The 13,672-nt window shown below is 72.1% G+C and carries 10 protein-coding genes and 1 tRNA gene; 9 read left to right on the top strand and 2 right to left on the bottom strand.

Going from position 1 to position 13,672, the window contains the following annotated elements; genetic code table 11:
• Positions 1–107: 107 nt before the first annotated feature.
• From ACX28W_RS15390 to ACX28W_RS15405, 4 genes are all read left to right on the top strand, one after another.
• Positions 108–1,001 carry an FAD binding domain-containing protein gene (locus ACX28W_RS15390; protein ID WP_458999509.1) on the top strand — a complete coding sequence of 298 codons (894 nt, stop codon included), beginning with the start codon at positions 108–110 and terminating at the stop codon, positions 999–1,001.
• Positions 998–2,605 (top strand): (2Fe-2S)-binding protein, encoded by a 1,608-nt coding sequence (locus tag ACX28W_RS15395; protein WP_458999510.1) that lies wholly within the window; start codon positions 998–1,000, stop codon positions 2,603–2,605. The genes ACX28W_RS15390 and ACX28W_RS15395 overlap by 4 nt, the downstream gene beginning before the upstream one ends.
• On the top strand, positions 2,602–4,908 hold the full coding sequence (locus ACX28W_RS15400; RefSeq protein WP_458999511.1) for a xanthine dehydrogenase family protein molybdopterin-binding subunit: 2,307 nt from the start codon (positions 2,602–2,604) through the stop codon (positions 4,906–4,908). The genes ACX28W_RS15395 and ACX28W_RS15400 overlap by 4 nt, the downstream gene beginning before the upstream one ends.
• A gap of 254 nt (positions 4,909–5,162) precedes the next feature.
• On the top strand, positions 5,163–6,347 hold the full coding sequence (locus ACX28W_RS15405) for an SUKH-4 family immunity protein (RefSeq protein WP_458999512.1): 1,185 nt from the start codon (positions 5,163–5,165) through the stop codon (positions 6,345–6,347).
• Between the two features lie 144 nt (positions 6,348–6,491).
• On the opposite strand, the gene ACX28W_RS15410 is transcribed toward ACX28W_RS15405, so the two are convergent.
• Together ACX28W_RS15410 and ACX28W_RS15415 are read right to left on the bottom strand one after the other, a co-directional pair.
• A complete protein-coding gene (locus ACX28W_RS15410; RefSeq protein ID WP_458999514.1) occupies positions 6,492–7,988 on the bottom strand; it encodes a hypothetical protein in 1,497 nt (498 codons plus the stop codon).
• A 268-nt stretch (positions 7,989–8,256) separates the two neighbouring features.
• Positions 8,257–8,328: transfer RNA gene (locus ACX28W_RS15415), tRNA-Cys, on the bottom strand.
• A gap of 220 nt (positions 8,329–8,548) precedes the next feature.
• Between ACX28W_RS15415 and ACX28W_RS15420 the strand changes: the two genes are divergently transcribed.
• From ACX28W_RS15420 to ACX28W_RS15440, 5 genes are all read left to right on the top strand, one after another.
• Positions 8,549–9,979, top strand: coding sequence for an MFS transporter (locus ACX28W_RS15420; RefSeq protein WP_458999515.1), 1,431 nt, complete (start codon positions 8,549–8,551; stop codon positions 9,977–9,979).
• 40 nt (positions 9,980–10,019) lie between these two features.
• Positions 10,020–10,220 carry a CopG family transcriptional regulator gene (locus ACX28W_RS15425; RefSeq protein ID WP_404741013.1) on the top strand — a complete coding sequence of 67 codons (201 nt, stop codon included), beginning with the start codon at positions 10,020–10,022 and terminating at the stop codon, positions 10,218–10,220.
• Complete coding sequence (locus ACX28W_RS15430) at positions 10,217–10,606, top strand: type II toxin-antitoxin system death-on-curing family toxin (RefSeq protein WP_458999590.1); 390 nt, start codon at positions 10,217–10,219, stop codon at positions 10,604–10,606. The genes ACX28W_RS15425 and ACX28W_RS15430 overlap by 4 nt, the downstream gene beginning before the upstream one ends.
• 117 nt (positions 10,607–10,723) lie before the next feature.
• A complete protein-coding gene (locus ACX28W_RS15435; RefSeq protein ID WP_458999517.1) occupies positions 10,724–12,526 on the top strand; it encodes a DEAD/DEAH box helicase in 1,803 nt (600 codons plus the stop codon).
• Positions 12,527–12,900: 374 nt separating this feature from the next.
• Complete coding sequence (locus tag ACX28W_RS15440; protein ID WP_458999518.1) at positions 12,901–13,542, top strand: IclR family transcriptional regulator; 642 nt, start codon at positions 12,901–12,903, stop codon at positions 13,540–13,542.
• The last annotated feature ends 130 nt before the right edge of the window (positions 13,543–13,672 follow it).

Here is a 13,672-nt window from a genome sequence, read left to right on the forward strand (position 1 = left end):
CGGGGGCCGGGGAAGATGTGCCAGAGTTGCCACGTCCGCCCTGTCAGCACGTACCGTACGCGCAACACAGGTGGGACCAGGTGGGGCAGTGGGAAGGGGCAGCCGGTTTGACCACGCACGCACCGCAGGCGGCGCAGGCCGTGACACTGCCCGCCTCGCTGGACGAGGCAGTGGCGGCCCTCGCCGCCATGCCCGCCGCCGTTCCCGTGGCCGGCGGCACCGACCTCATGGCCGCGATCAACTCCGGACAGCTGCGGCCCGCCGCGCTCGTCGGCCTCGGCCGGATCAGCGAGATCCGCGGCTGGCAGTACCAGGACGGCCACGCCCTGCTGGGCGCCGGCCTCACCCATGCGCGTATGGGGCGCCCCGACTTCGCGGCCCTCATTCCCGCGCTCGCCGCCTCCGCGCGCGCCGCCGGCCCACCGCAGATCCGCAACGCGGGCACCCTGGGCGGCAACATCGCCTCGGCCTCCCCCACGGGGGACGCGCTGCCCGTGCTGGCCGCCCTGGAGGCCACGTTGATCATCGCGGGCCCGGGCGGGGCCCGCCGCGAGATCCCGGTGTCGCACCTGCTCGCGGGCGTGGAGATGCTCCGCGGCGGCGAACTCATCGGCTACGTGCGCGTGCCGCTGCTGCACGCGCCGCAGGTCTTCGTGAAGGCGACGGGACGTACCGGACCCGGGCGCGCGATCGCGTCCGTGGCGCTCGTCCTCGACCCGGCCCGGCGCGGTGTGCGGTGCGCCGTCGGTGCCATAGCGCCGATGCCGCTGCGGCCCCTGGACGCCGAGGCGTGGGTCGCCCAGCTGATCGACTGGGACAACAGCCGCACGATCGTGCCCGAGGCGCTCACCGCGTTCGGGGAGTACGTCGCCGCGGCCTGCATCCCCGACCCCGTCCCCGCCGAGGACGGCTCCGTACAACAGCTTCCGCCCGCCGTGCTGCACCTGCGGCGCACCGTCGCCGCGCTGGCCCGACGAGCACTGGGGAGGGCACTGTCGTGACCGACGAACAGCACGGAGAGGGCACTCCGCAGGCCGGCGGCCGGTGGGACCCCCTCCCGCAGGGTGACTACGACGACGGCGCCACCGCCTTCGTCAAGCTGCCCGAGGGGGGCATCGAAGCCCTTCTGGCGGAGCGGGACAGCCCGCTCGCGGCGCCCGGACACGGCTACGTGCCCCCGCAGTTCGCCGTGGCGCCCCCGACTGCCGACCCGGGCGCGACGGGCACCTGGGCCGCGCAGGCCGGTGCGGTCCAGTGGCCGGATCCCAACGCCGGGCACCAGGAAGCGGCACACCAGGAAGCCACGCACGACGGGTTCTCGTACCACCCCGGAGCCACCGGCCAGTGGGACTTCCAGGAGGCCGCGCCGCCCGCCCAGCAGGGCACCGTCGAAGCGCACCCCGGGCACGACGTCACCGGGCAGTGGTCGATTCCGGTCGCCGGGGGTGACCTTCCGGACGAATCGGGCGAGTTCACCACCTCGGCGCTGGTCGAGCAGTGGGGCGGCACTCCGCCCGCCACGCTCCCCGGCGGCGCGGCCGCGCCCTGGGCGACGGAGTCGGAGATCGGGCAGGCCTGGTCGGCCGATCCGCGGGTGGCCGCTGAGGCCCCTGTGGAGCCCGTACGGCCGACGCATGCGGAATCGCCCACGGAAGCCGCCCGGACGGCCGCAGAGCCCGCTCGGGAGGCTTCTGAGCCGGTAGCCGGGCCCGCGCCGACCGCCGCCGGGACGCCCGGAACCCCCGACGCGCCCGAACCGGACCCGACTTCGGCCTCGGGAGGCCCCGGAACCCCGTCGGCCGCCGAAGCCCCCGACACGGACGACCCCGGGGCGGACGCGACGGACGCGCAGCACCCCGAACACCCCGAAAACTCCGCCGCGCCCTCGGCACTCCCGCACGACGACCACCCCCTCGCCTCGTACGTCCTGCGCGTCAACGGCGTCGACCGGCCCGTGACCGACGCCTGGATCGGCGAGTCGCTGCTCTACGTCCTGCGCGAGCGGCTCGGTCTCGCGGGCGCCAAGGACGGCTGCTCGCAGGGCGAGTGCGGGGCCTGCAACGTGCAGGTGGACGGGCGGCTCGTGGCCTCCTGCCTGGTGCCCGCCGTCACCGCCGCGGGCAGCGAGGTGCGTACCGTCGAGGGCCTGGCCACCGACGGACAGCCCTCGGACGTCCAGCGTGCGCTGGCCAAGTGCGGCGCGGTGCAGTGCGGTTTCTGCGTACCGGGTATGGCCATGACCGTGCACGACCTCCTCGAGGGCAACCCCGCTCCCACCGAACTGGAGACCCGCCAGGCGCTGTGCGGCAATCTGTGCCGCTGCTCCGGCTACCGCGGGGTCCTGGACGCCGTACGCGAGGTCGTCTCCGAACGTGAGGCGCACAGCGCGGCCGCCGCCGTGTCCGCGCCGGACGCCGAAGAGGCACGCATCCCGCACCAGGCGGGCCCGGGCGCGGGCGGCGTCAACCCATCGGCGTTCGAGGCATCGGCGTTCGAAGGATCGGCCGGACCGGCCGCACCTCGGGCTCCGTACGAGGACACTTCCCCGTACGACCACCAAGCGCCGCATGACCAGCCGTACGGCCAGGACGGAGGCCAGGCGTGAACAACGAGACCGCCACCGCGACTCCCGCGACGCCGGAGACGGGCCCCGAGCCGCTGCCGCACGGGCTCGGCGTCTCGCTGCCGACCGCGGAGGCCCGCGCGAAGGCGGAGGGCACCTTCCCGTACGCCGCCGACCTGTGGGCCGAGGGCCTGCTGTGGGCGGCCGTGCTGAGATCGCCCCACCCGCACGCGCGCATCGTGTCGATCGACACCGGCCACGCGCGCGAGATGCCCGGCGTGCACGCGGTCATCACCCACGAGGACGTGCCCGGCGCCGTCCTGCACGGCCGCGGCAGGGCCGACCGCCCGGTGTTCGCCTCCGAGGTCGTACGCCACCACGGGGAGCCCATCGCGGCCGTCGCCGCCGACCACCCGGACACCGCGCGGATGGCCGCGGCCGCCATCATCGTCGAGTACGAAGTACTCGACCCGGTGACCGACCCGGAGCAGGCCTTCGAGGCCGACCCCCTGCATCCCGACGGCAACCTGATCCGGCACATCCCGCTGCGCCACGGCGACCCGGACGCGGTCGGCGAGATCGTCGTCGAGGGCCTGTACCGCATCGGCCGCCAGGACCCGGCCCCGATCGGCGCCGAGGCCGGCCTCGCCGTGCCCCGCCCCGACGGCGGCGTCGAGCTCTACATCGCCTCCACCGACCCGCACGCCGACCGCGACACGGCCGCCGCCTGCTACGGCCTCGAACCCGAGCGCGTGAAGGTCGTCGTCACCGGTGTGCCCGGCGCCACCGCCGACCGAGAGGACCAGGGCTTCCAACTCCCGCTCGGCCTGCTCGCGTTGAAGACCGGCTGCCCGGTGAAGCTCACCGCTACGCGGGAAGAGTCCTTCCTCGGCCACGCCCACCGACACCCCACCTTGCTCCGTTACCGCCACCACGCGGACGCCGAGGGCAAGCTGGTGAAGGTCGAGGCGCAGATCCTCCTCGACGCGGGCGCGTACGCGGACACCTCCGCCGAGTCGCTGGCCGCCGCCGTCTCCTTCGCCTGCGGCCCCTACGTCATCCCGAACGCCTTCATCGAGGGCTGGGCCGTACGCACCAACAACCCGCCCTCCGGCCATGTACGCGGCGAAGGCGCCATGCAGGTCTGCGCCGCCTACGAGGCGCAGATGGACAAGCTGGCCAAGAAACTCGCCGTCGACCCGGCGGAGCTGCGCCTGCGCAACGCGATGGCCACCGGAGACGTCCTGCCGACCGGCCAGACGGTGACCTGCCCGGCCCCCGTCGCCGAACTCCTCCAAGCCGTACGGGACTTCCCGCTCCCCGCGCTGCCCAAGGACACCCCCGAGGACGAGTGGCTGCTGCCCGGCGGCCCCGAAGGCGCGGGCGAACCCGGCGCCGTACGCCGCGGAGTCGGCTACGCCCTCGGCATGGTCCACATGCTCGGCGCCGAGGGCGCGGACGAGGTCTCCACGGCCACGGTCAAGGTCCACGACGGCATCGCCACGGTGCTCTGCGCGGCCGTCGAGCACGGCCAGGGCTTCACCACACTGGCCCGGCAGATCGTCCAGGAGACGCTCGGCATCGACGAGGTGCACGTGGCGCCGGTCGACACCGACCAGCCGCCCGCGGGCCCGAGCTGCCGGGGCCGCCACACCTGGGTCTCGGGCGGAGCGGTCGAACGCGCCGCGAAGATGGTCCGCACGCAGCTGCTCCAGCCCCTGGCACACAAGTTCGGCATGTCCACCGAGCTGCTCCAGATCACGGACGGAAAGATCACCTCGTACGACGGCGTGCTGTCCACGACCGTGACGGAGGCGATGGACGGCAAGGAGTTGTGGGCCACCGCCCAGTGCCGCCCGCACCCGACGGAACCGCTGGACGGGGCGGGTCAGGGCGACGCCTTCGTGGGCCTGGCCTTCTGCGCGATCCGCGCGGTGGTGGACGTCGACATCGAACTGGGCTCGGTACGCGTCGTGGAACTGGCCCTCGCCCAGGACGTGGGCCGGGTGCTCAACCCCGCCCAGCTCACCGCCCGTATCGAGGCGGGTGTCACGCAGGGCGTCGGCGCCGCGCTCACGGAGAACCTGCGCACGGCCCGCGGCCTGGTCCGCCACCCCGACCTCACCGGCTACGCCCTCCCCACGGCCCTCGACGCACCCGACATCCATATCGTCAAGCTTGTCGAGGAGCGCGACGTCGTCGCTCCCTTCGGTGCGAAGGCGGCCAGCGCGGTGCCGGTCGTGACGTCCCCGGCGGCGGTCGCGTCCGCCGTACGGGCCGCCACCGGCCGTCCGGTGAACCGGCTGCCCATCCGGCCGCAGGCGGCGGTGGTGACGGCGCATTGACCCCGCTTGTCGCTCTGTAGCTCTGTAGCTCTGCGGACACTCCTCGGCGGGGATGGGGGGCAGGCACGGGTGGCTTGAAGCCGTGTGTTTCCCGGCTGTGCGCCGTGTGTGCCTGCGTGTTTCCGGCGTTGTCAGTGGGGCGGCGTATGGTTTTGGTCAGTGGGGAAATGCCGCTGGGACGGCGGGTGTTCTCCACGGGGGAAGCACGGACGCGTTCCTATGCGCGGGAAGCCATGAGCATGTGCGGGGGAGCCATGAGCACGACTGACACCGATGTCATCGGCGCGATCACGCTGACCGACGACGAGCTGGATCCGTACGTCACGCACACGGGCACGCGGCAGTGGCTGACGGGGCCCGGAGTGCCGTCCGACAGCACGCTGCTGGGGTTCGACACGCTGCGGGAGCACGGACTGCGCCGGGTGGCGGACCTGGTCGGCCACGCCGACGAACTCGCCCAGGAGCTCCGGGACCAACTGGTCGTAGGGGCCCTGCGGACCTTCGACCGGGACCTGGAGCCGATCGTTCTGGACGGGGCGACGGGGGAGATCGCCACGACGTACATCTACTCCAAGCCCTCCCTGATGGACCTCGCGCCGCTGGCGCCTTCCCTGGAGGCCCTGGTGCGCTTCGCGGTGGCGACGGAGGAACTGACGGCGTTCCACGGGCGGTTCGCCTCCCCGGAGGGCCGGTTCGGCCCGAAGGCGGTCACGGCGGCGTCCGCCGCGCTCACCGCGGTCTTCGAGGCGGGCGCGGGCGACGCCTTGGCGCCGTACTGGCGGATGGCCGCGCTGATCCGCCCCCTCGCCCGGATCTCGGGCCCCGGCGAGGGGCTCGTCCTCGACCTGCCGAAGCGTCTGCTGGACGAGGAGTTCGGCGCGGGCGCCATCATGCGCTTCGAGGACGTCGACTTCCCGCCCGCGCTCGTGCACGAGCCGACCCGACGCTTCCTGCGCGAGACGGGCCTGCCGGAGGACGGGCTGCTTTTCCACCTGGACATGGAGGTGCCGCTGCCGGCCCTCACCGAGTACTACGCCGACGAGCGCCCCGACGACTTCTCCGCGGACGCACTCCCCGCGACGGCGGACCGCCTGATCCGCCTCGGCCATCTGCTGGAGGACACCAGCCTCGTGGTGGACGGCACCACGGGCGCGGTCCTCACCTGGAGCGAGCCGGACATGATCCTGCGCCCGCTCAACGCCGACATCTCCACCCTCGCCTTCACCCTCTGGCTGCTGCACCGAGAGCAGACGATCGACGCGGCCCACGACTTCACCGACTCCTACGAACAGCTCGCCGCGATCATGGCCCACACCCTCGCCACAGTCGACCCCCTCGCCTGCGACCCGACCCCGGCCCCGGCCGTGCCCGGCGACGACGGCTGGCGCTACTGGCCCGAGATATTCGAGGACCAGGCGGGCGGCACGCTGCAGGCGTAATCCCCCTACCCCGTACCCCGCGGAAACGCGGATCGGCCTCCCCTGGATGGGGGCGGCCAGCACCGTCGGGGAGGCCGTGGCGGGAATTGAACCCACGTGCCTCGTTGTGCAGGTTTGTGGGCGCGAGGGCGATCTGCTCGGACGTCATTCGGGTCCGTTCTCGCGCGCCGTAGGCGCGAGGTGGAGGTCCAGGCCGGCGGACCGGTGGGTGTCCCAGTCACGGGCGTAGGCGGGTGGTCGTCCGCCGGGTTCGGTGAGGGCCGCGGTCGGTATACGGCGGGAGGTGCGCAGGATGTCCGCCTCGGTGCTGTTGGCGTTGTTGCCGCTGGTCGCCGCAGAGGAGCAGCCGGTGTAGTAGGCGACGGGGATGGCCTCGTGCCCGGTGAGCAGGCACGGCGGGCGGACGCCCAGTCGGTGCAGTTCCCCGGCGGTGCGGGCCCAGGCGCGGCGGTCGGCGGTGGTGCGGTCCACGGTGTGCTCCAAGACCGCGAACTGCACCGCCAGGTGCCCCGCCAGCCCGAGCGCGATCACGGCGGCCGCCACCGGTCGCCAACGGCCGCTCTCCGTGGTGACCAGGTGGAACAGCGCGTCGGCGACGGGGATGGCCAGGAGCGCGTAGGTGGGCAGCAGGAAGCGGGGAGCCGCGTATCCGATCATGAACAGGTACGGCACGGCGGCCGTCGCGGCACAGAGCAGCGGCAGCAGCGTGCGTGCGGTGCGGTGGGCCCGTACCGCGACCACCAGTCCGACGGCGGCGAGCAGCGGGAGGACGAACCACCAGGCCGTCACCACCGGGTTCGGCATCGGCACGGTGCACGGGCGGCACAGCGCCCGCCCGGCCAGGCTGCGCAGTTGGTCGTCGACGGCGAAGTTCCAGCCGAGTCCGCCCTGGATGCGGGAGGCTTCGGACAGTCGCTGCCCCAGGCCGCCGTAACTGACGTACGCCTCGATCACCCACTCGAGCGCGCCCGCCATGAGTCCCGCCAGGAGGGCGACCGCGAGCCGCCACAGGCGCGCCGCCACCACCAGGACGAGCAGCGGCAGCGTGACCCACACCGCGTCGGTGGGCCGCATCCACGCCATGAGCGCGGCGCCCGCGACGACGCCCCACAGGGCTGCCCGGTCCAGGCGGTCCGCCCGGACCCGCAGGAAGCAGCCGACGCAGATCAGGGCGCCGATCGCGACCCAGTAGTTGGGCATGGCCTGCGGGCCGTAGAAGAGGGTCACCCACAAGGAGGCGAAGAGCGCGCCGGCCAGGGCCAGTACCCGGGTCGGGAACAGTCCCTGCCACACGCGCAGGGCCAGGTAGAGGCCGAGGCCGGACAGCACCGCGAGGTAGACGCGCAGCAGTTCGGTGGACGTCGACCAGGACGCGATGGGCGCCACCAGTAGTGAGACGCCCCGGGCACGCGGTGCGCTGAAGAAGGCCGCGGGCGCCTGGGTGCCGACCTGGCTGACGTACACCGTCTCGTCCCAGCCGAGGCCCATGCCCGGGCGTACGACCACCAGTTGGACCAGCGTGAAGAGGCAGGCCACGGCCGCGAGCGGCCACTCGCCGCGCGTCCGCCAGGACGCGCCGGGCCCGTTCGCCGGTTCGCGTCGTCGCATACCGACGAGCATGGCGTTCGCGCCGTGGGCCATCGTCCACCCTTCACCCCCTACAAGTCGTAGGGCTTCCAAGACCCCCGCAGCCTGGTGCGCTGAAGGCGAGAACGGGGATACGGAGATACGGAGATACGGGGATACGGAAAAACATGGACAAGCTAACCCGCATCGGGCCGATACGCAGGGCGGAGTTCGGCCAAGTGCCTGACGGGCGCCCCCGGGTCGGCGGGCCCTGGTCAGCGCGCGTCCGGAGTGCGGTGCCGGGGCTGTTCGGGGGCCGGACACAGGTCAGGCGCACTATTTGAGGCCGTGGCGGGAATCGAACCCACGTAACTCGCTTTGCAGGCGAGTCCCTGAACCACTCGGGCACACGGCCGTTCTCAGGTGCGGCACGGCTCACTCGTTCCGACCTGATGGGTTGACCGTAGGCGGGGGTGCGGGCGGGGCTCAAGGGGATCGGCGGCGCTGCAATGGGACTGCCATACGCCGTTCATGAAGGGGGGCGAGGGGAGCGGGCGGTCGTACGACCAAAGGCCCAGTCGATCACCATCTCCGGACAGGAGCCACTGCCGGTTGCGGCCCTTACGCTGGCGGTCATGGCAGCCCTGGATGCACGTGATGTGACGACGGTCCCGGCAGTGGGCGAGGGTGGGGTGCTGAGCCGTTCGTACCGGGCGCTCAGCGTCGGCATCGTCTCCGTCGTGCTGCTGATCGCGTTCGAGGCGACGGCGGTCGGGACGGCCATGCCCGTGGCGGCCCGGGAGCTGGACGGGGTGTCGTTGTACGCCTTCGCGTTCTCCGGGTACTTCACGACGAGCCTGTTCGGGATGGTGCTCGCCGGGCAGTGGTCGGACCGGGACGGCCCGCTGGCGTCGCTGACCGCCGGGATCGGGGCCTTCGCGGCGGGGCTGCTGCTGTCCGGGACGGCCGGGACCATGTGGCTGTTCGTCCTCGGGCGGGCCGTGCAGGGGCTCGGTGGCGGGCTCGTCATCGTCGCGTTGTACGTGGTGGTCGGGCGGGCCTATCCGGAGCGGCTGCGGCCGTCGATCATGGCGGGGTTCGCGGCGGCCTGGGTGGTGCCGTCCGTGGTCGGTCCGCTCGCGGCGGGTACGGTCACCGAGCAACTCGGCTGGCGCTGGGTGTTCATGGGGATACCGGTGCTGGTCGTTCTTCCGCTGGCGCTCGCGCTGCCGCGGATACGGCGGCTGACGTCGGGTTCGGGTTCGGGCGCCGACCGTGTTCCCTTCGACCGGCGGCGCATCCGGCTGGCGTTCGGGATCGCGCTGGGCGCGGGGCTGTTGCAGTATGCCGCCCAGGATCTGCGCTGGGTCTCGCTCGTGCCGGCCGCGGCGGGCGGTGCGCTGCTCGTTCCGGCGGTGCTCGGGCTGCTGCCGCGCGGCACCTACCGGGCGGCGCGCGGGCTGCCGTCCGTGGTGCTGCTGCGCGGGGTCGCGGCCGGCTCCTTCATCGCCGCCGAGTCCTTCGTGCCGCTCATGCTGGTCACCGAGCGGGGGCTGTCGCCGACGCTCGCCGGGTTCTCGCTCGCGGCGGGCGGCGGGACCTGGGCGCTGGGGTCCTTCGTGCAGTCGAGGCCGCGGGTGGAGCCGTACCGGGAGCGGCTGATGTTCCTGGGCATGGTGCTGGTCGCGGCCGCCATCGCCGCGGCGCCGAGTGTGCTGATCCACTCCGTGCCGGTGTGGATCGTCGCCGTCGCGTGGGCGTTCGGGTGCTTCGGGATGGGGCTGGTGATCGCCTCGACCAGCGTGCTGCTGCTGCATCTCTCGGCGCCCGAGGAGGCCGGGGCGAACTCCGCCGCGTTGCAGATCTCGGACGGGCTGTCCAACGTCGTCCTGCTCGCGGTGGGCGGTGCGGCCTTCGCCGCGCTGGGCGGTGGCGCGGTGACGGAGGCGGCCACCTCGGCGGGTGGCTCCCATCCCGCCGCCTTCGCCGCGGTGTTTCTGCCGATGGCTGGGGTGGCGTTGGTGGGGGCTTGGGTGACTACGCGGGTGCGGACCGCACGCTTTTGAATGGTACTGATATGACCCCAGAGCCTGGTACCGTTTTGGTATGGCTATGAACCTGCGTCTTCGTGACGACCAGACGGAAGCACTCAAGCTGCGCGCCGAGGAGGAGGGCACCAGCATGCACGCCATACTGCTGAGAGCGGTGGACGACTATCTGGCCAGGACGGCTCACGAGACGCTGGTCCGCAAGGCTGCCAAGGAGCAGACCGCCAAATGGGCCGAGCTGTTGGAGCGGCTCAAGTGACCTGCGTCTATCTGTCGGCCGAGGATGTTCTGGCCATTGCCGAGCAGGCCGTCGACGACCAGACCGTAGTAGTGCGGGACGCGGGGTTGCTGGAATCGGCCGTGCACCGACCGTCGGCCTCGATGTTCGGGCAGGAGGCATACAGCGACCTGTTCGACAAGGCGGCGGCGCTTCTGCAATCGCTGGCGATCAACCACCCCTTCATCGACGGGAACAAGCGCACGGCGTGGGTGTCCTGCGTCGTCTTCCTGGCCATGAACGAGGTCCAGTTGCGGCCGGACATCGACGCGGCTGAGCGTCTCGTCATCGCGGTCGCCGCGGGCAGCCTGGACGAAGTGAAGTCGATCTCCGAGGCATTGCGGGAGTTGGCCGAGCAGCCGATGTGAGCTGAGTCCCATCCAAGGGTGACCCCGCGTCGTTCGCGCGTTGGCACCCGCGAGGCGCCGGTAGGGTGGCCCGGTTGTCATACGTAGCCGAGCCGCTCGACCCCACCCACGGAGACCGTGACTACCACCGCCGCCGCCAACGCCTCGTCCTCACATCACCTCTCACCCGCCTTCCCCGGCCGCGCCCCCTGGGGCACCGCGGGCAAGCTGCGCGCCTGGCAGCAGGGGGCGATGGAGAGGTACATCCAGGAACAGCCGCGCGACTTCCTGGCCGTCGCCACACCCGGCGCCGGCAAGACGACGTTCGCGCTGACGCTCGCGTCCTGGCTGCTGCACCACCATGTCGTGCAACAGGTGACCGTGGTCGCGCCGACCGAGCATCTGAAGAAGCAGTGGGCGGAGGCGGCCGCGCGGGTGGGGATCAAGCTGGATCCCGAGTACAGCGCGGGACCGCTCAGCAAGGAGTACCAAGGGGTCGCCGTGACGTACGCCGGTGTCGGCGTGCGGCCCATGCTGCACCGGAATCGGGTGGAGCAGAGGAAGACCCTCGTCATCCTCGACGAGATCCACCACGCCGGTGACTCCAAGTCGTGGGGCGAGGCCTGCCTCGAGGCGTTCGAGCCCGCCACCCGCCGGCTCGCGCTGACCGGTACGCCTTTCCGCTCCGACACCAACCCCATTCCCTTCGTCACGTACGAGGAAGGGAACGACGGGATCCGGCGCTCGTCCGCGGACTACACCTACGGGTACGGCTCCGCCCTCGGCGACGGCGTCGTCCGGCCCGTCATCTTCCTCTCCTACAGCGGCAACATGCGCTGGCGCACGAAGGCGGGGGACGAAATCGCGGCGCGGCTCGGCGAGCCGATGACCAAGGACGCCATCAGCCAGGCCTGGCGCACCGCCCTCGATCCGCGCGGCGAGTGGATGCCGAGCGTGCTGCGCGCCGCCGACCAGCGACTGACCGAGGTCAGGAAGGGCATCCCGGACGCGGGTGCCCTCGTCATCGCCTCCGACCAGGACTCTGCCCGCGCCTACGCCAAGCTGATCCGCGAGATCACCGGCACCAAGGCGACTCTCGTCCTCTCCGACGACACGGGCGCGTCCAACAGGATCGACGAGTTCAGCCACAGCGACGACCGGTGGATGGTCGCGGTGCGGATGGTGTCCGAGGGCGTCGACGTGCCGCGGCTGGCCGTCGGTGTGTACGCCACCACCATCTCCACGCCCCTCTTCTTCGCGCAGGCCGTCGGCCGTTTCGTACGGTCCCGGCGGCGCGGCGAGACCGCCTCCGTCTTCCTCCCGACCGTCCCCGACCTCCTCACCTTCGCCAACGAGATGGAGGTCGAGCGCGACCACGCCCTCGACAAGCCCAAGAAGGAGGGCGAGGAGGACCCGTACGCCGAGTCCGAGAAGGAGATGGACGAGGCGAACCGGGAGCAGGACGAGGACACCGGGGAGCAGGAGCAGTTCTCCTTCGAGGCCCTGGAGTCCGAGGCCGTCTTCGACCGGGTCCTCTACGACGGCGCCGAGTTCGGGATGCAGGCCCACCCGGGCAGCGAGGAGGAGCAGGACTACCTCGGTATTCCGGGTCTCCTCGAACCCGACCAGGTCCAGCTGCTGCTCCAGAAGCGGCAGGCCCGGCAGATCGCGCACAGCCGCAAGAAGCCCGACGAGGAAGCGGATCTTCTCGAACTTCCCGCCGAGCGACGCCCGGTGGTCTCCCACAAGGAGATGCTGGAGCTCAGGAAACAGCTCAACACCATGGTCGGCGCGTACGTCCACCAGAGCGGCAAGCCGCACGGCGTGATCCACACCGAGCTGCGGCGCGTGTGCGGTGGCCCGCCGAGCGCGGAGGCCACGGCAGGGCAGCTGCGGCAGCGGATCGCCAAGGTGCAGGAGTGGGCCACCCGGATGCGGTGACGCGCGGCGCCCTGCCCCTGTAAGGGGCGTGTCTCATGGCTCACAGGCGCGCGTCACGGCATGTGCGCTGTGTGTAGAGGTGGTGCACGCCGAGTGCTGCGCTCCGTGCATACCAGGGCAAAGCGAGAGGGTCCGTACCAGCCGCTGCCCGGATTCTGGACGGAGCCTTCCGCTGAGCGAACCGGCTCGCTACTGTCCCGCTACGCACACGCCCCGTGGCAGCGCCGCCGCGGAGCGCAGCCGTGAAGCGACTGAGCCCGGGAGGAACTCGGGCCGCCAGCCGATCGGCGGCCTCTGAAGCGCGTCGCCGACGGGACTCGGTGACGCATCCGCCGAGAGGGGGCCGTCGACCTCACCACTAAGGAGTGGGCGTCGTGACCGCGGAGACCTCTCAGACGCTCGACCGGGGACTGCGCGTCCTCAAGCTGCTCGCCGACACGGATCACGGGCTGACCGTCACTGAGCTCTCGAACAAACTGGGAGTCAACCGGACCGTTGTGTACCGGTTGCTCGCCACGTTGGAGCAGCACGCACTCGTACGCCGTGATCTGGGCGGCCGCGCCCGAGTCGGCCTGGGGGTGCTGCGGCTGGGCCGCCAGGTGCATCCGCTGGTACGGGAGGCCGCGCTGCCCGCGTTGCGCGCGCTGGCCGAGGACATCGGGGCCACCGCCCACCTCACCCTCGTCGACGGGACCGAGGCCCTCGCCGTCGCCGTCGTCGAGCCGACCTGGACCGACTATCACGTGGCCTATCGCGCCGGGTTCCGTCACTCGCTGGACAAGGGTGCCGCGGGCCGCGCGATCCTCGCCGCCCGGCAGACGCCGGTGGCCGGGCCCGGATACACCCTCACGCACGGGGAGTTGGAGGCGGGCGCGAGTGGTGCCGCGGCTCCTCTCATCGGCGTGACCGGGGTCGAGGGCAGTGTCGGCGTGGTCATGCTCGCTGATGCCGTGCCGGAGCGGGTGGGGCCGCGAGTGATGGACGCGGCGCGAGAGGTCGCGGACGCGTTGCGCTGACCCACGGCTGTCGACCGACCCCACAGCCCCGTATGCCGCGTACGCACGTGTGTTTCCGGCAAGCCCCCGGCTTTGGCCGACCCGCCAAACCGCCCACGGCATCTCTGGCCGATGCTCCCACCGTTCGCCG

Source organism: Streptomyces sp. SD15, from assembly GCF_054462255.1.